The 18,041-nt window shown below is 37.1% G+C and carries 16 protein-coding genes, 1 pseudogene, 1 riboswitch and 1 other annotated feature; of the genes and pseudogenes, 2 read left to right on the forward strand and 15 right to left on the reverse strand.

Going from position 1 to position 18,041, the window contains the following annotated elements; genetic code table 11:
* Positions 1-95 precede the first annotated feature (95 nt).
* The 4 genes from galU to BIV59_RS15890 form a co-directional block, all read right to left on the reverse strand.
* On the reverse strand, positions 96-995 hold the full coding sequence (gene galU / locus BIV59_RS15875) for a UTP--glucose-1-phosphate uridylyltransferase GalU (RefSeq protein ID WP_071352428.1): 900 nt from the start codon (positions 993-995) through the stop codon (positions 96-98).
* 258 nt (positions 996-1,253) lie between these two features.
* Entirely contained in the window at positions 1,254-2,021 is a 768-nt protein-coding gene (locus BIV59_RS15880; RefSeq protein ID WP_071352429.1) for a tyrosine-protein phosphatase, read from the reverse strand.
* 87 nt (positions 2,022-2,108) lie between these two features.
* On the reverse strand, positions 2,109-2,801 hold the full coding sequence (locus tag BIV59_RS15885) for a CpsD/CapB family tyrosine-protein kinase (protein WP_071352430.1): 693 nt from the start codon (positions 2,799-2,801) through the stop codon (positions 2,109-2,111).
* Entirely contained in the window at positions 2,776-3,531 is a 756-nt protein-coding gene (locus tag BIV59_RS15890; RefSeq protein ID WP_071352431.1) for a YveK family protein, read from the reverse strand. Before BIV59_RS15890 ends, BIV59_RS15885 begins: the two co-directional genes overlap by 26 nt.
* A gap of 552 nt (positions 3,532-4,083) precedes the next feature.
* A riboswitch (cyclic di-GMP riboswitch) is annotated at positions 4,084-4,171 on the reverse strand.
* A gap of 538 nt (positions 4,172-4,709) precedes the next feature.
* Here BIV59_RS15890 and BIV59_RS15895 point away from each other — a divergent pair.
* Both BIV59_RS15895 and BIV59_RS15900 read left to right on the forward strand, forming a co-directional pair.
* Positions 4,710-5,471, forward strand: coding sequence for a tyrosine-protein phosphatase (locus tag BIV59_RS15895; RefSeq protein WP_071352432.1), 762 nt, complete (start codon positions 4,710-4,712; stop codon positions 5,469-5,471).
* A 495-nt stretch (positions 5,472-5,966) separates the two neighbouring features.
* Positions 5,967-7,148 (forward strand): MFS transporter, encoded by a 1,182-nt coding sequence (locus BIV59_RS15900; RefSeq protein WP_071352433.1) that lies wholly within the window; start codon positions 5,967-5,969, stop codon positions 7,146-7,148.
* Between the two features lie 451 nt (positions 7,149-7,599).
* Here the strand turns inward: BIV59_RS15900 and BIV59_RS15905 are convergent, their stop codons facing one another.
* The 11 genes and pseudogenes from BIV59_RS15905 to BIV59_RS15960 form a co-directional block, all read right to left on the reverse strand.
* Positions 7,600-8,745, reverse strand: a complete 1,146-nt coding sequence (locus BIV59_RS15905; RefSeq protein ID WP_205684399.1) for a hypothetical protein — start codon at positions 8,743-8,745, stop codon at positions 7,600-7,602.
* Positions 8,746-8,865: 120 nt separating this feature from the next.
* Positions 8,866-9,768, reverse strand: a complete 903-nt coding sequence (locus BIV59_RS15910; RefSeq protein WP_071352434.1) for an alpha/beta fold hydrolase — start codon at positions 9,766-9,768, stop codon at positions 8,866-8,868.
* 550 nt (positions 9,769-10,318) lie between these two features.
* A complete protein-coding gene (locus BIV59_RS15915) occupies positions 10,319-11,242 on the reverse strand; it encodes an aminoglycoside phosphotransferase family protein (protein WP_071352435.1) in 924 nt (307 codons plus the stop codon).
* Between the two features lie 168 nt (positions 11,243-11,410).
* Complete coding sequence (locus BIV59_RS15920; protein ID WP_071352436.1) at positions 11,411-12,883, reverse strand: amidase family protein; 1,473 nt, start codon at positions 12,881-12,883, stop codon at positions 11,411-11,413.
* Between the two features lie 189 nt (positions 12,884-13,072).
* A pseudogene (locus BIV59_RS15925) lies at positions 13,073-13,270 on the reverse strand (GNAT family N-acetyltransferase); the annotation flags it as partial.
* Complete coding sequence (locus BIV59_RS15930) at positions 13,266-13,517, reverse strand: GrpB family protein (RefSeq protein WP_071352438.1); 252 nt, start codon at positions 13,515-13,517, stop codon at positions 13,266-13,268. The pseudogene BIV59_RS15925 and the gene BIV59_RS15930, both read right to left, overlap by 5 nt.
* A gap of 232 nt (positions 13,518-13,749) precedes the next feature.
* Positions 13,750-14,136 carry a hypothetical protein gene (locus BIV59_RS15935; protein ID WP_071352439.1) on the reverse strand — a complete coding sequence of 129 codons (387 nt, stop codon included), beginning with the start codon at positions 14,134-14,136 and terminating at the stop codon, positions 13,750-13,752.
* A gap of 277 nt (positions 14,137-14,413) precedes the next feature.
* Positions 14,414-14,680 carry a helix-turn-helix domain-containing protein gene (locus BIV59_RS15945; protein WP_071352441.1) on the reverse strand — a complete coding sequence of 89 codons (267 nt, stop codon included), beginning with the start codon at positions 14,678-14,680 and terminating at the stop codon, positions 14,414-14,416.
* A gap of 15 nt (positions 14,681-14,695) precedes the next feature.
* On the reverse strand, positions 14,696-15,343 hold the full coding sequence (locus BIV59_RS15950; protein WP_071352442.1) for a GOLPH3/VPS74 family protein: 648 nt from the start codon (positions 15,341-15,343) through the stop codon (positions 14,696-14,698).
* A gap of 184 nt (positions 15,344-15,527) precedes the next feature.
* On the reverse strand, positions 15,528-16,781 hold the full coding sequence (locus BIV59_RS15955; protein WP_071352443.1) for an MFS transporter: 1,254 nt from the start codon (positions 16,779-16,781) through the stop codon (positions 15,528-15,530).
* A gap of 101 nt (positions 16,782-16,882) precedes the next feature.
* Positions 16,883-17,128 (reverse strand) — a binding site (T-box leader).
* Positions 17,129-17,253: 125 nt separating this feature from the next.
* Positions 17,254-17,877, reverse strand: a complete 624-nt coding sequence (locus BIV59_RS15960) for an alpha/beta hydrolase (protein ID WP_240501927.1) — start codon at positions 17,875-17,877, stop codon at positions 17,254-17,256.
* Positions 17,878-18,041: the final 164 nt, after the last annotated feature.

The following is an 18,041-nucleotide window of genomic DNA, read 5'->3' on the forward strand; positions in this document are numbered from 1 at the left end:
GAAAAAGTCAATTTCATACTTACTTTTCAAAATTTCTCCCCTCCCGAAAAAATTATTCATCATGAAAAAATATAATAATTATATATAATCAATAATCAATTTGTATGTGCACTCCACTCCACTTTATACAATGTTAGACATCTCTCTAAAAATGAAAGAATTTCATTTCTTATTTCTTCATCTTGAAGTGCGAATTCAATTGTTGTCTTTACGAAACCAGCTTTTTCGCCCACATCATATCTTTTTCCTACAAAGTCATAAGCAAATACTCTTTGAATTTGGTTCAGTTGCTGAATGGCGTCTGTCAGCTGTATTTCACCGCCTGCACCTTTTTCATGCCGGTCAAGGAACATAAATATTTCTGGTGTAAGAATATATCGGCCCATGATGGCTAGATTAGATGGTGCATTACCTACACTAGGTTTTTCTACAAAATGATTCACTTGGTAGCGGCGCCCTTCCTTTGTTGCTGGATCGATGATTCCATAGCGATGTGCTTCTTCACTAGGTACCGTCTGTACACCAATGATAGATGATAATGTTTCATCATACTGATCCATTAACTGCCGCAAGCATGGTGTATCACTTTGAACAATATCGTCACCAAGTAATACAGCAAATGGTTCATCACCTATGAAATTCCGGGCACACCATACTGCATGCCCCAGTCCTTTTGGTTCTTTTTGACGGATATAGTGTATGTCAGCAAGATTGCTTGAGTAGCGGACCTTCTCTAAAATATCCAACTTATCTTTTTCTAATAGATTTTGTTCAAGCTCCCAGGCATGATCGAAATGATCCTCTATCGCCCGTTTCCCCTTGCCTGTCACGATAATAATTTCTTCAATTCCAGATGCTACTGCTTCCTCCACGATGTACTGGATAGTTGGTTTGTCTACTATCGGCAGCATTTCCTTAGGCATCGCCTTTGTTGCCGGCAAGAATCTGGTCCCTAGTCCGGCTGCCGGTATGATTGCTTTTTTGACCTTTCTCACATGTTTTCCCTCCTTAGCATTTGATTTTTTGCAAAATAAATATCCAATGATAATGCACGTGTCATGACATGACCTATCATCAGATATTTATAATGGTGGAATAATTAATAAAAATGGGCATCTAACCCGTCCTCACATCATGCTCTTGACGACGAACGCGTCTAAGGAAATCAGTGTTTCCCACAGCACAACCGAGTGCTTTCTTGGATAACGGACAGAAAGCTTCGCCGGTCAGGCTCTTTCCCTGACAATTAATATTTAAAATAAGCCTAAAAATTTCTTCCTTGTGATTTTTTCCGGGATTTCTTTATAAACAGATTGTCCCTGAACTAATAGCTCTGCGTTTTCCTGGAAGAAGTAAACCATATCCACACCGAAATGCTTCTCCACCTCGTCGAGCGCTTCCATTAGCTTAAAGCTGCGATTGGTCGTATTGTGGGCATCTGATGAAATAAAATGAGTTAGATTTGCTTCGATAAGCTGATGTGAGAGTTTTTTTATGTTTTTTCCAAAATAACCGGCAAGGCTGGAGGCAGTGACTTGGGTTAATGCACCTCGCTTTACTAACTGGTATAGAATATCCGGGTTTTGAATCAGTTCCCGGTTACGTTCTGGATGTACAATGATCGGGGTCAATCCCTTATTTTGCACGTCATACAGCAAGCGTTCGGTATAGCGCGGAACATGGCCTGAAGGCAGTTCAATGAATAGGTAAGCGCTGCTGATATTCAAAGGCAGAATGTCACCAGCTTCATAATCTTCAAGTAGTTCACCATAAATTCTTGTTTCCTGGCCAGGCAGGATGGTGAGAGGGACAGAGGAGTTTTTCAATACTTCGTTCAGTTCTCTTACTTTGCTTAAAATGTCCTTTTTTTTATTATCATAGCTTCCATTTTTATGATGGGGAGTCGCAATGATTGACGTGATGCCTTCTTGTACGGCCACCTTTGCCATTTCTAAGCTGTCTGTAATTGTCTTGGCTCCATCATCAATACCAGGAAGTATATGACAATGTATGTCAATCATTTACCTATCCCTCCTTTTAACATGTTTATAATTAATCAATCACTCTAGCATATTGCTTATTTTTTAATAGTTTCTGCTTAATATCTTTTACTTTCCGCCATAATAATAGTAATACTGCCCTTCCTTTACCTTTTTATTGTTTAATACGATGCCTAAGATGGTTGCATTAACCGTTATAAGGGCTTCTTTTGCCTTAAGTGCTGCATCCTTTTCGGTCTTTCCGCTGGATACTACTAATATTGTTCCATCACTGCGGTTAGCTAGTATCTGGGCATCGGTAACGGTCAATAATGGAGGTGTATCAAATAAAATGATATCGAATTCTTCCTGCACAACTTCCATGAATTCTTCCATTGCTCTTGAACCTAGAAGTTCAGCCGGGTTAGGCGGAATCGGGCCGCTTGTTAAAATGTACAAGTTCTTTTCCTTTGTCTTAACAGCTGCTTCTTTCAATTCCATTTGCTTTGTCAGCACCGTTGTTAAACCAAAGGTATTTGTTAAGTTGAACGTATAATGTGCAGTAGGTTTTCTGAGATCGGCATCAATCAGCAGTACAGATTTTCCTTGCTGTGCAAATACAACTGCAAGGTTCGCAACTGTTGTTGATTTTCCTTCTGTCGGCCCTGAAGATGTCACAGTTAGTGTCCGGATTTCTTTATCTACAGAAGAAAACTGGATATTCGTCCTGATGGTACGGTATTGCTCCGAAATTGGAGATTTAGGATTTAGGATTGTGACAAGCTTTCGCTTATGTTCAAATAACTTCTTTTTGGGAGCCAATGCTTTCACCTCGTCTCTTTGCCGTTCTTTCCGATTTTGACCCCACATCTTCTTGGTCATTTATTGTTGTAATGACTCCCAGTACAGGAAGTTCCAAAAGTTTTTCAATATCCTGCTCGGTCTTGATTGTGTTATCAAGGTACTCCAGTAGAAAGGTCAGCCCGACTGATACCATCAAACCTACTACCAGTGCAATCGCAATGTTCATTAGCGCCCTAGGTTTAACCGGTGTTGGAAAATCTGATACCTCTGCTCTTGAAAGAATCTTTACATTATCAACCTTCATAAGACTAACAACTTGTTTCTGAAAAACTTCGGCAACGTTGTTAGCTATTTCCGCAGCTGTTACTGGATTAGGATCATCCACGGTAATGTTCATGATTTGGGTATTTTGCGCACTCGCTACTGTAATCCTATTGCCAAGTGATTTTCCATTCCCATCCAAATTTAGGTTAGATACTACTTTATTAAGAACAGCTGGACTTTTAATGATCACGTTATAGGTATTTACAAGCTGCAGATTGGTTTGTACCTGATTATACTCATAGGGTGAGCTTATACCTTTATTCTCGTTAACTAAGATCTGTGATGTAGCCTCATAAACGGGAGTCAGATAAAAATAGCTAACTGCTGCACTAGCCACCGCCGCAAGCCCTGTAATCACCAGGATTAAGCCTAGCCGTTTCTTGATAACACTGACTATTTCTTTTAAACTGATTGTCTCTTCCATTGCTTCCTCCTGTTCAGAAAATATAAAAATTCTCGAAGCTAATTGCCTTCATACAATCTGAAATTTTAATTGCTTCTAACAAAATTTGGTTAATGATGAAATTCATTTAATAACAAAATCAATGAAAAAGCTACACATTTTTGTGAATTTTTCAAGTTAATTATACAAATTAACTTGTTCGTTATAGTGTACAACATGTTTGTGGGAAAATCCACCATAAAACTCATTTTTTTCATTTGTATCGACAGGAACTTTGCAGCATCCAAATAAAATTGCTGTGAGGTTCGAAAAAAATGAATTTCTTCAATCAATAAAAAGACAAAAGTAAATCTTCAGTGCAAAATTTGTTGTAAAACGACTACTGTAGATATTCAAAAATACAAAAAAACGCCCTGGATGATTTTCAGGGCGTTTCTTGCGTTGATATATAATTAGCCACGATCGTAATATGTGCTCTAAAACTATAGCTGCTATTATGGCTTGTTTTCTTCTCTTAATCATGGAATCGGGTGCATTCAAAATCTTAACATCAATTGTTTTTCTTTAAGGTTTGATGGCAGCTGGCTGATCTTGTCGAAATCTGACAGAGTTCCCAATAGCTTTGCGTCATTACTTTTCAGTGATTTAGCCTTTAATCTCTCATTGAGGGGTATCAAATATTTAATAGTTTACCTAAAATTTACTGCATTTTAGGAAGGATATATTCTTGTGTAACTATGGCTCAGGATTACAATTTTAAAGAGAGGAAGAGAAATAATATAATAGGAAGAAACACGGTTTTTAGATGACTAATCTATGGGCTTATTTTTGTTTTATTCAAACCTCTAGTACTCATTCAAAACGGCAGAGGCATTTTAAAGTGCAAGTTATGCATATGATAAATCACCAGCATCTGATCCCTTTTCTCCTCCTATTCTTCCTATTACCAAATATGTCGAAATACCTAGAATCAAGACTATTATTCTTCAGACATTAGACGCAGCATTAAGGCTTATTTTTGACCTTTGAACCCTTTTCTTTGGTAAAAGTATTCCCAGCTAAAAATTAATTGTAAAATTCTTTCAGTTATATTTTCTGTATAATGCCGTCGAAATTATAAGAAAAGTATTGATTCAGCGTTCGCTACCTCTATGGTAGGATTAAACTACCAATTTATTAACGTAAGGAGGGTTAAAAGTATGATCGACATCAGCACTCATATATTGCCAGGATGCGGCGATGGTCCTGAAAGTATGTCGCATAGCGTGGAGATGGCCAGAAAATTTTCAGCCGCAGGCATATCAGCAGTGTTTGCTACCCCTCATCATAAAAACGGCAAATATGATAATTTCAGAGATGATATCCTTCTGAATACCGGACGCTTGAATACAGAATTGCAGGAGGAAGGCATTTCTTTGACCGTCTATCCGGGGCAGAAAACGAAACTATATGGAGATCTTATTGCTGATCTGGATAAAGGTGATATCTTGCCGCTGAATGACGGTAGGTATCTGCTGTTAGAGCTTCCTTACGACCATGTGCCAAAGTATACCGAACAGCTTTTGTACGATTTGCAGATAAAAGGTGTGATTCCCATTCTGGCTGGTCTAGAGCATAACCCGGAGATTATGGAGCAGCCGGATCTGCTGTATGAGCTTGTCAGGAGGGGTGCACTGGCAATGATAGGCACTTCCAGCATTCTAGGCGATCATAAACGAAATATCCAAAAGTTCGCGCTGCAAATGATTGACTGCAATCTTGCCCATTTTATCTCATCTAACCATAACGGCAGCAGAGAAGCTCTTCAACTATCCAAAGCATACGATATAATCGGAAAAAAATTAGGAAAAGACACGGAATACCTATTTCGTGAAAATCCGCAGTATGTCATTGAAGGTACATCCATCCTGAAAGACGCACCACAGCGTATTAAAAAGAAAAAAGCACTCGGCATTTTTTAAATGATTATCAATATATAGAGCCATATCCACTCCTGATATCCATATGTCAGGTAAATGTGAACTTGGTTCTTTTTCTTAGCCGTTGGTGCAGAATTTGTTGGAAATTCGAGTGTTTCATTTACATAAAATGGCGGTATAAGACAATAAAGGCAGTTCTTCTGGTTTTACAATTTCCTAAAAATTATAAGGAGTGAAACAGAATGAGTATTAAAGCCGGCATTTGGAGAATTCTTGCGTCACAGGACAAAATTTATATCCTGCAATCACTTTGCAATGATTCGCGGATTGTGAAGAACGAAGAATGATAGGTGATATATGATTTTGAATAGAAAATGAAGGAATGGACTTAACAGCGGCTGTTTTAAAAAGTTCATTCCTTTTGTATGCCCAAAAAACATTTCAATTTCCGTAAGTTTTATCATGTTAAACAATAGCCTGCTATGTATTTTTCCTGTAAAATATAGACATCTTTTGTATATAGAGGGTGAAACCAGCATGAGTGAATCATTAGTAAAAGAAGCTTTACAGCGTAAGGAAAGAATTTGGACACGAGATTTTATCCTGATTTGCCTGGCCAATTTTTTTATTTTTCTCGGCTTTCAGATGACACTGCCAACCATTCCCTTGTTTGTCGAGCATCTTGGGGGCAATGATCAGCTGATCGGTTTTGTTGTCGGCATCTTCACATTCTCTGCCCTGCTGACCCGTCCCTTTGCCGGACATGCGCTGGAGTCAAAAGGAAGACGTTTTGTATACATACTTGGATTGGCGATTTTTGTTGTTTCTGTCGGATCCTTTGGATTTCTGGTCAGCATATTCATGCTGTTTGCTATGCGGATTGTCCAGGGAGTGGGCTGGGGCTACTCGACCACTGCCTCCGGAACGATTGCAACTGACCTGATTCCGGTAACACGCCGCGGAGAAGGAATGGGATATTTCGGCTTATCCGGAAACCTGGCTTTAGCTTTCGGCCCGTCGCTTGGCCTCGCCCTGTCAGGAACACTGCCTTTTAAGGAACTGTTCTTTATCTGCGCTGGGCTCGGTCTCATGGCCATGCTGCTTTCTTCTCAAATTCGCTACAAAAAGGTGGAAAAAGCCTCGGTTGATACCGTAACCGTAAAGTGGGATTTTTATGAAAAAAGTGCGCTTAAGCCGTCCCTTCTTCTCTTTTTCATCACTGTTACCTTCGGCGGAATTGCAGCCTTTCTGCCTTTGTACACAGCGGAGAAAGAAATCTCCGGAATTCAGTGGTACTTCCTTGTGTATGCCATTGCCCTGCTTTTGACTAGGACCTTTGCAGGAAGATTGTATGACGCCAGAGGCCACCGGGCCGTGTTCATTCCGGCCACTGCGCTGATTGTCATCGCCATGGTCCTTCTTGCCTGGCTGCCTAACACAACCATTCTTTTGATCGCAGCCTTTTTGTACGGCTTTGGATTCGGCTCGGTCCAGCCCGCTCTCCAAGCCTGGAGCATCGAAAACGCCGAGCGCAACCGAAAAGGAATGGCCAACGCCACTTTCTTCTCCTTCTTCGACCTCGGAGTCGGAGTCGGCGCGATGGCTTTTGGCCAAATCAGCCACATCTTCGGCTACAGCAGCATCTATATCACAGCCGCATTCTCGGTTGGGCTCGCGATGGTTGTTTATTTAATGATTACTAGGAAAAGAACAGTTTGAGCTGCGGGAATTGATCCTGCAGCTTTTTTTGTGGGGCGGAGTTGGTTTTGTCTATTCTTGGGGTTATTGATACTCTCTTTTTGGGAAGGGCCATGCCTATGAAGGTGTCTCGTGAGTAAACGCATCTAAAATGTCTATAATGATTTGAAATTATAACACTGTTTCTTCATATATATTTACATTAATATTCATATCAACATTAAATATTTATGTCATACAGTCAAACTGAGTTCGCTAGAAGACATAAAGACCCCCCATAAGAAGCTACTTGCATTCTTATGAGGGGTCTTTTTACACAATATTTAGATTGCTCCATGTCAGTGTATTTGAGCCAGTGTCCAATTTTTATACTAACTCCTTTTAAATGATTCAACGATATTCTAACCGAAAAAGAGCCAAAATGCTGGTCAACACCAAAACTAGCAATGCCGGCGCTAGGAGGAATTTTAGATTAAATTTTTTCGTAAATCTCCTTATTAAACCCTTTCACAGGGTTAATGAAATCATTGTAAGGCTGATCATATGGATCCTTAATTCCCCAGCCTCTTGCTTTGTTTTCAACATGCGCACACCAATGCCATCCTATGAACCATGGTTCGTTGATAAGCGAACTGATTGAATCAATATAGTCACGAGCCCGATCAGCTTGAGTCTGTAAATCACTCACTCTATTTGGATTCATTTTTGTTTGGCACCAGTTACCAATATCAGCATTAATGACTGGCTTATCTATCAAAGCTTGCCATTTGGCTAAATCTTCCTTCATTTGTTGATAACCTTCTTCGTTATTACTTGGAAAGTATTGTACAGATAACACATCAACATATGGTTTGGCAGCCTCGAGTACTTCGGTTGGGATTCCCTTATTTCCGTTATAACGGTCGCCTAAGATTAGATGGTTTGGATCATATTTGCGAATATGCTTTGTGATTGTCTCATAGTATTTAGAAGCCACATCAAACAATTTAGATTTTCTTTCTTCTTTATCCAAACCCTCCAATCCTTTAAAATCCTTACCGCTAGCGTGAGGCAGCCAGCCTGGAATATCTACTAAGAAATAACCAATTAGATTCTTACTTTCTGCATGATTGGCACAAATACTTCTGGCTAGGTATTCGCAATACATATCAAATTCACGGGAATAAACATCAGGGTATGCTGGTTGTCCGTTCCAGTCTTCTATTTCAGCAACTCGAATTTGGAGACAATACGGCATATCCGCAATCTTGTAATCGGCTGCTGCCCAGCTTGATGAATGCCCCAAGTTGATTGGATCACCAAACCAATCAAGTGCTTGTCCCCAGTCTCCGCTTATGTAATCCCCTGTCCACCCAATCGTATTAAAACCCCAGTCTTTCAAATCTTTAACTAACCCCTTAATCCAGTTCTCACGGGATCCATATTTCTCTTTCCAAATTTCGAAATTGTGATCATACTTCAGATTCGTCTCATCCGCATGATTGACACCTATTGTAACGAATGCACTTCCTTCTGGATCCACCAGCCACCATCGGTCACTTTCTTTTTCTAGTCGAAAGTATCCGGTTCCTTCAAACTTTCTTTTTTCATTCCCTCCATACAAATCCATACCTGTCACGTAAATCATCCCTCTCTTGTAATCGATTACATTTTTATTTAATATTTCAATTTAAACTTGTCACCGTACTGCGATACGATAAACAAGGTGTGGTCTAGTTTAAAATGATTAAAACTCTACTTAGGCGTTAACGTACAGTTCTTTCTTAATAAAACCGAGTAATACTTGGCTTAATTCTTCAGGACACTCTTCAGCTAATTGGTGTCCCCATGGCAGAATAACTTCTTCAACATTCTCAGCTGCCAGTTTCATTTCACGTGTATTTTCTTCGCCAATAAAATACTTACTGCCCAACGCGAGCACAGGCATTTTTAACTTCGTTTTAGCAGCCTCACGGAAGAACTCGGCATCTTTAAAAGTAGCACGATAAACTTCAAACATTGAGCGAAGCCCCCCTGGAGCAGAGTAGCATCGAACATACTCATCAATTGCCTCGTCACTTATAGCAGTTGGATCATAACATTCATGCTTGATAAAGTGGGAGAAGTAGGCCTTTTCCCGGCCTGATATGAGAAGCTCCGGAAAATCACGAACATTGTAAAAATTGATATGCCAAATCCAATGATTTGTTTTAACATTTTCAGGAGTAAGATGCGACCATTCTTCGAGTCCGAAACCAGGAAGGAGCATCTCTTGGTAAACAAGCTTTTTAACTCTTTCTGGATACTTTGCTGTCAGTGCATAGGCGACTGCAGCGCCCCAATCTTCACCAACGAGATAAAATGTTTCATGACCTAAAGCCGTCATAAGCTGAGCAATGTCCTCGGCCATGTTTGGCATGTCGTAGCCATCTAGGGTACGGCCTGAATCCCCGAAACCGCGAAGATCAGGTACAACCACGGTATACTCTGATGAAAGCTTTGGTAAAACATTACGCCAGTAGTAGGAGGTTTTTGGAACACCATGCAAAAGGACAATTGCTTCTCCAGAGCCGGCGGTATAATAATGGAGACGAACTCCATTAACCGTTTCCCGGCCATGTGTTACATTTTTCCTGTTGTGATCTTTGATTTGTTGTGCCATGTTTTCTCCTCTTTTCTTTTAAAATTCGCAAGAAGTAATCGATTACATTTTAAGGCTGGAAAACACATTTAGATATATTAAGACTTACTGTAAACATTAACTCGCCTGTTAGATATAACCGATTACAAGTGTATGATAACATATTTTCGAAAATTTAACGAATTTTTAGAACAATTTGATAGTATGTTAGTGTTTCTTCGTCGTAGATGTAACGGCCACAAGTTTAACATATCTATTCGTAATAAAATTTCTCATCCTCATAAATCTTTTAAACCGTCCTTGTTGTTTTAGCAGCTCAATATTATTATCAATTTTTTAGTGTCTAAATTACCAAAAAAGAGTATTTTTCTCTGAAACTATGAATCTAACAGTGAGGCAGCGATCCCAGGCGGGCGCTGCTTTTTTTATCTTAAAGATTTGGCTATGATCGGTGACAATAAAGTTGTTTAATCAATGCTATAAACTCTCATAACACCGACCGTAAATGGTCGGTGTTAAATGAAGTTATTTAATTTTCATGTAAAAACACTTTTTCTATACCAAAAATTTTTTATAAAAGTCGATTAAATCTAGAGGTTATACAACAATCGCGCCTTTTATCTGAATAACTATATGTTTCTTTGACTATATCCTTCCAGTAGATCCAGGCTTTTAGATAGTCATTTAAATCATTTGGATGATGTCTAATACAGGTTGCTAACCTGAGATATAATCCAATAAGTACTTCCTCAAATAATAATTGTTCACTTATGTTTTCTTTAATTAGTAAGTGACTCGCTGCTGAAATGATTGTTTCTTTAGATAAATCATCTGGTGAAGAACAAAATGCATAGATTAAATCATAAAGGGGATCTCCGATAACAGGAGTCGGGTCAATCACACCACTTAAACGTCCATTATTAAAGATGAAATTGTGCACTCCACAATCCCCGTGCAATAAAAATGGTTCTCTGTCTAGGTTATTTATTTTTGAACTTTTGACAAGGTTAAGCACAAAGGTAAACTCATCTTTTTCTAGGTATGAATCTAAAATCTTATTTGCTTCAATAATTTCATTCAAAAGATAACTTTGCCAAGAATCTGTTAATTCATCCGCCCATCCCCAACCAATATCATTTGGCACGGCCCTATAATGGTTAATAAGCCCTTGCACAAGTGCTTTTAGCACTTCCTGTTTATTTTTTCTTACATAATTTGTAGAACCTGTAATGAATGCATAAACTATGTAATTATCTGATGGTTCAACAAAGAGAAGACGAGGTAATAGATATAAATCCTTGTAAAAGGTAAGAAAATTTGCCTCAGATTGAAGAACTTGCGGTTCATTCAACTTAACGACATATCTTGCACCATCATAGGTACTCAGGAGATACAAGTCACTTACAGTGCCTCCATTTAATTGTTCATACTCAACGGCACTCGAATGGATTATTCCTTTATTATTTAATTCTTTAATTACCTCTTGAATGTCCATATTTTTCCTCTTTCATTAGAATGTTACTTAATTAATTTGCTCTCTTTCAAAAAAAAGCGCATCTTGTTAGAGAATAGCCCCCCTTTGTTGAAAATCCCATGCAATAGAATGAATCATTTTTCTCGTAGATAAGCACCCTTTAGTTTTGATTAAAAGTGATTTAATATTTCAATATGTTATGTTTGGGCTTCTGCGATGCTTTGTAGCCTGCTCAAAGGCATAAGCGACTTTTATTAAAACACCTTCATTAAAAGCAGTACTTGCCATATTGATACCAAAAGGTCTTCCACTTTTCATATATCCAGCAGGTATAGCTATGGAAGGATAACCAGCTTTCGCACATATTGTTGAACCTATATACGAAGGGAATAGAATCACATCAAGACCATACGTCTTTAAGGCAAAATCAATGCCTTGTTCCTGGGAAAAATACAAATCTTCTAATTTTGCATTCAAATATTCAGGATTTCTTAATGTGTTAGGGAAACTTTCTCTTAGCTCCAACTTATTTTGACCATACTTTAATGCTTTTGCTTCGATATTTTTGTTAAACTGAATTAATTCAGCAATCGAATGTACAGGTGTATTCGTTGGTAATTTTGAAAGATAATTATCTAAGCTATGTTTCAATTCATATAATGACACTCCCCAGCTCCATTCTCTATGAAAAGAGGGGATCTCTATATTTTCAAAGACCTGTGCGCCTTCATTTTTTAGTGTTTGAATGACATTATTAAACAATTCCTCATCGTACTCTTCAGATTCATAAAAATCATTAGAAGCTTTGTTGAATACTCCAATTTTAGCATCCTTAAGACCCATAGAATCCAAATAAACTGTATAATCCTGTTGTAGCCTTCCTGCACTTTTATGTGTAGCAGGATCATGCTTATCAACTCCGGCTAAAGTTCCTAATAAAATTGCTGCGTCTGTAACGGTTCTTGCGAATGGTCCCGCTGTATCTTGAGAATATGTAAAGGGAATAATCCCGCTGCGGCTAACTAAACCAACAGTAGGTTTAATACCAACCACAGAGTTTGTAACAGCTGGACTTAGAATAGAAGCATCTGTCTCAGTACCTACTGATAATACGGTAAAATTTGCAGCAACCGCCACAGCTGATCCTGAGCTTGAACCGCCAACAAAAAGATCAGCATCCCCATATGGATTTAATACTTGTCCGCCTCTTGAACTGTAGCCAGCCCACATTTCATAAGACATCCCATTAGCTAATTCTGTCATATTCGTCTTACCTAAGATAACTGCGCCTGCTTTACGGAGTTTTTTAACAAGAAATGCATCTTTACCACTAATATTATTCTCAAGTGCAATTGTTCCTGCACTTGTATGCATTGAATCATTTGTTTCAATATTGTCTTTAATAAAGACCGGAATACCATGTAAAGGTCCTCTAACACCTTTTGTTGCTCTTTCATAATCTAATGCTTCAGCAATGAATATTGCGTCAGGATTTATTTCAAGAATAGAATTTATTTTCGGGCCGTCTTGGTCATACTTTGCTATTCTAGACAGGTAATACATTACCAGCTCTTTTGAAGATATTTCTCCATTTTCCATAGCTTTTTGTATGTCATTAATCGTTAACTCATCTCTGAAAAATTCATTAAAATTAATTCCCATTAAACTCTCCTTGTACTATCAAATTTAAATGATTTATATTTAGATTTATAATTCTTTTCTATATATAAATTCAGTAATCCTTCTTCAACTATCTGGCCCGATACAATAAGAAAGAGCGCAATTTTCATTCTGGAATTGCGCCTGATATTTGAAAATCCGCTATAAACTTGAATAGTTTATGAAACAAAATTATTCGCCTTTATCAAAACCTAAATGAACAGAATCTGCAATCCTTTCATAGCCAATTTCCCTATAAATCTTATTTGATGTAGGATTCATCAAATCTGTGTATAGTACGCAAAAATCGAAATCTTTGAGCAGTTCTCTTGAAACCGCTGCAACAAGCGCCCTAGCATATCCATTTTTGCGCATTTCCTTTTTTCTAAAAGAAATCATATTCAGAATCTATGACAATTAATTGAACTCCTAAAGGAGAAACGGTTGAATCATCTTTAAAAGCCCTGAACGAGCCCGTTTTTACACTGTCTTCATTAAGCTCATAAACTGCTGAAAGTGTAGGAACAGCCTTTAGGAATTGCTCTGGAGAAACACGTACCTGTATATCTATATCACCTTTTGTATGGCTATTAGGTACAGCTGTACTGCCGACATGCTGAACATCAGAATCTGGCAAAAGCTCTCTAATTTTATTTTTGTGTACTAAGACTAAGAAAGCTTTCTCAGCCTTTTCATAAACACATGCCTATATTCAAAAAAACTAACATGTTCCATATTCCCCCCCTCACAGGATATACTTTGTGGTTAATTTTACCACATCATTCAACCTTACTGCCAAGTTGGCTAAAGCTTTCTAAGGAGCCATTCCTTCTTAAAACTAACTGAGCTGTTTGCTGCAAAGTGAAAGGTTATTCACATAAGGATTCTACTTGTTTATCAAATTTTACATTTCCCTTGTAGTACACACCATTTAATTTCAACAGTATAAAGTCACCAACTTCTTTTTCGTTTCGGTAAGCTTTGACTACGCAACCTTCGTATGTTAAAAGCAGCTCTCTTTCTTCTTGATTCTGGTCACGGATAAACTTTATTTTTTCAGCCCTTTCAATCCATTTGTTAATATCCTCAAGCTTGGTTATTTCTTTACGTTTACCGTTTTTTTCTTTAATTTCAATTTTTGTTATATAGTTAGCGGGATAGATTTCCCCAAAAAGCATTTCGCCTTCTTTTTTTTGACAAGACATTAGGCTTGCTATTAAAACAACTAAACAAGTGTACAAAAGAATGCTTCTCAAGAAACCTTTCCTCCTAATATCACAGAGCAATTTTGCTGATTATATTCTATTTATAGTTCATACAGTCCTTCTCTTATTCAAAATAAAGACTGTTGGAGTATTAAAAAAAGCTGCCAGAGCAGCCAAATCTTTGTTCAACGAACGCACACGTAAGTATATTTCTTCACTAAGCCAACACAAAATGACTGAGCTGTATTGTATTACGCAATAAATCTTTTTACCCAACAGGAGCCGGAGAGTTGAATAATAATAAGGAGTTTTTCAAGCAGCTTTAATTTCATTCCTCATTATTAACCAGCCATTCTCCAATTTCTTTAATTGACAGCCCAGTATTTTTTAACTTGTTAATTGTCTCAATTCTTTTAACTGAAGCTTCTCTAGGGTACCGTCGGGTTAAATTTTCTTCTTTTTGTTCAAATGGAATTAAGCCTGCCTCAGTGTAATGTTTTAAGGTGCTGTATCTTAAATCTGTAATTCGAGCTAGTTCTCCTATGGATAAATAGTCGGATTGCAGAATATCCTCTAATGACCGCCTTCTGGACACTAAAATCCCTCCAAATCAACCGACAGACGCGATAATCGTAGTAATTGTGTGTGATATTCTGTCAACTAGAGCAAAGATCTCTTTGTTTAATTCTTCATCGCGAAGTTCAGAAAGTTTCTCATTAAGATCTTTTTCCTCAAACGCACTAAAATAATCCTTTAAGATATGGCTTCCCAGTAACAAACTCGCCAATGCAATTGTATCTTTTGTAACTGTTCCTGCTTCTAATAATTCTGCACGGATTTGTTCAACAACTTGTTTCTTAGTTTCTTCTCCACCTACATAGCGGTTAGAATGACCTAACATGCCTCCACTATTTTTAGTGACAATATCCATATCCACTAAATAATCGCCAATTGAATTAAACATATCTTTGAAAAGACTGCGGTTAGTAACTAATTTCCTTGCTAATTTTTTAAAGTTAAGTGACTTTTCAGCAAGAACTTCATTATAAATTGGACTTAAAAACTTTTTATTACTTGGTAATTCTTGTTTTACCGTTACCTGATCATCTGCAATTAAAATAACATCTTCTAAAGCAAGTTCCAAAATTCCGCTTGCAATCAAAAAAGCGCGAATGCGTATGCTTCCGAGAGGAGAAACCCCTCCTTTATCATTTAATGATAACAACAAAAAGCTTTGAGAAATCTGTATATCCTTCATAAAAACACTCCTGAAATTATTATTTACTACTTACTACTTACTACTTATCACTTACTACTTACTGTATAACTCAATTTGATTCTTGTCAATGGAATTTAAACTAGAAAGGCAATCCAAGTTTTAAAGTTATGATTATTTGAGTGAGTTCAATAAGATAGCAATGCATTATTCTTTTTCATCTGGATTAGAGACCCTTAGTTCCAACAGATTCTGAATGGTATAACTGACTTTTTGAAGGTAATAAACTGAATATGCATAAAGTGATGGATAATATCATCATAACTAAAACACCTATAATCACCGCAATCTGAATGGAAGTAATCTGAGCCATCATTCCCATAATGCTAGTTGCCGTTATCACTAAAATTGCTTGAACTAGACTATATAAACTGCCAATCCGTCCCATCACATCAACTGGTATATTATTCTGATAGAAGGTAAGAAACCCAGTATTGGCATAAGCGATAAAAAAGGCAAGAATAAAGAAACCAACTGCTGCAATAATAAACGAACTTGAAAATGCGTATATAATGTAACCAGTTGAGACTAATACCGAACCTAGACCAATTAATACCGATGTATGAATTTTTTTCACAATGATGGAGTTAATTAATGCTCCCACAGCAATACCAGCTCCTGCTACCGTGACCAAAAAACCATATTCACTGTCTGATAAAAAAAGTACCTCTTTGGCAAAAGCAGCTTCGAGTGAATCAACAGCACTCGCCATAATAACCATCACACAACTAAACAAAAAGTAAATCAGCATTATATAACTGTAGCGGCGGCTATATTCTGCAACAATATACCAATCCTTTTTTACTAATTCGAATGATATTCTGTCATTCGTTGATGTAACAATTGTTTGTTTCTCTATATCTGGCATTACTAAAGTAATTATTCCGGATATAAAAAATGAAACCGCATTTATATAAATTGCAACTATTGGTGTGCCAATTAAAAACAATAATCCTGCAACCGCTGGACCTAATAAAAATGCACCTGATGTCACTAAACTATGCAGGGAATTAAATTGTTTTCTTTGTTCTTTCGGAATTAATTTTGTAATATAAGTCATTGATGTCGGACCAAACACCGAACTCGCCATATTTATGATAAATACAATTATGTATATTAAAGCAATAGATGAAAAGAAAGGTAATAATGCTATAAATATAGCTCTGAATACATCAAGAAAAACCATTAATTTTCGTTTGTTTAAACGATCAATCATACTCCCTGTCCAAAAGTTAGTACATAGAGTAGCCAAGGGTTTTATAATATAAAGACCTGTAACTGCAAGCGGTGAGCCATTCATATCCAAAACCATTAAATTAAGAGATATGAAATATATCCATTCACCGATATTTGAGACTCCAATTCCTAATAATAAAATTGATGGATATTTCCAAGAAGCTAGTTTTTTCTTTAAGCTCATCACTTTATCCTCCTATCCCAGCACAAATAAAGACTTCAATGGTATTTATTAATTTTCCCAACAAAAAAATCTCATCCCCAAGACTCTATGCTAACTAAAGTCTTGGGGACGAGATTTGTTAATCGTGGTGCCACCCCAGTTTATTAATATGTCGCCATATTAATCTTATTAGGTAAAATAATCCAATACCTTAGCTCTATAACGGGAGCTCCCGTCACATCATCCCCTAAAAGGTTCCGATATACTACTCAGAGGCTTGATTCGATAAATCATCCTTACTCCTTTTCACCAAACGGAGCTCTCTTGAAAGAATTGATTTTATTTACTCTTCTCTTCATCGCATTTGGTTATTATTTCTATTTTACACAGGTTACCATTTTATGTAAATATAAAATTTTTCGCTATGGCTTCTATAGAAACCTGCCTCGTTAGTAAAAAAGCGACTGCCGTTACTGAACAATCGCCCTCAGATTTAAAACTCATTAATATCAGAAATTACACCTTTTAACATTTCAATAGATTTTATTGGTTCTTTATCAAGTTCTAAACTATGATTTCCACCATCAACCACTTTTAATAATAGATTTTGATTACTTTTCAATATTTCAAAGCGTTCCTTAATAAAACAAACACTATCTTTTTCTCCAAAAATACAAAGCCCTTTATTACTACTATTAGCCATTGTATTAAATACGTCATCATTTTGCAGTATCGGAGTCAACCATACTACTTTTGCATCTTTGAACATTGCATTATCGAGCAGATACCTTAAAACTTTTGTTCCGATTGATTTAGCTACTACATAATAATTGATGTATTCCTTGTCCTTGATTGCGTTGTCGATTGCAAGTTGTACATCTCTTGCTAAATCCCTTTCATTTAGAGCAGCCATCTCCTGCCTACTAAATGTGTAGTTAATATGTAATACATCGAAACCTTTAGTGTAAAATACCCCTGTAGTAAAGTGTAACAAGGGAGCTTGTGTTGTGTAACCCGCCCCAGGTAAGACAATAACTAAGTTATTTGTAACTTCTTTTTGTGCAATCAATCTAAGAGGGATACTTTTAGATTCTGTTATTTCGTTATTAGACACCATTTTCTCACTCCTAAAGATTTTATAGTTCTCTATTCTTTACTATAAACCAATACTCCTTCTTGAAGTAACCTGCCCGGTCGTATTATAAGGTTAACCAGAATGCTAAATATTTCTGGTTGACCTTATTTATTTTGGTCTTATTATATCAGTAGCCAGGGTAGAAC

It is taken from the genome of Bacillus sp. MUM 13 (genome assembly GCF_001866725.1).
Lineage (GTDB): Bacteria > Bacillota > Bacilli > Bacillales > DSM-1321 > Peribacillus.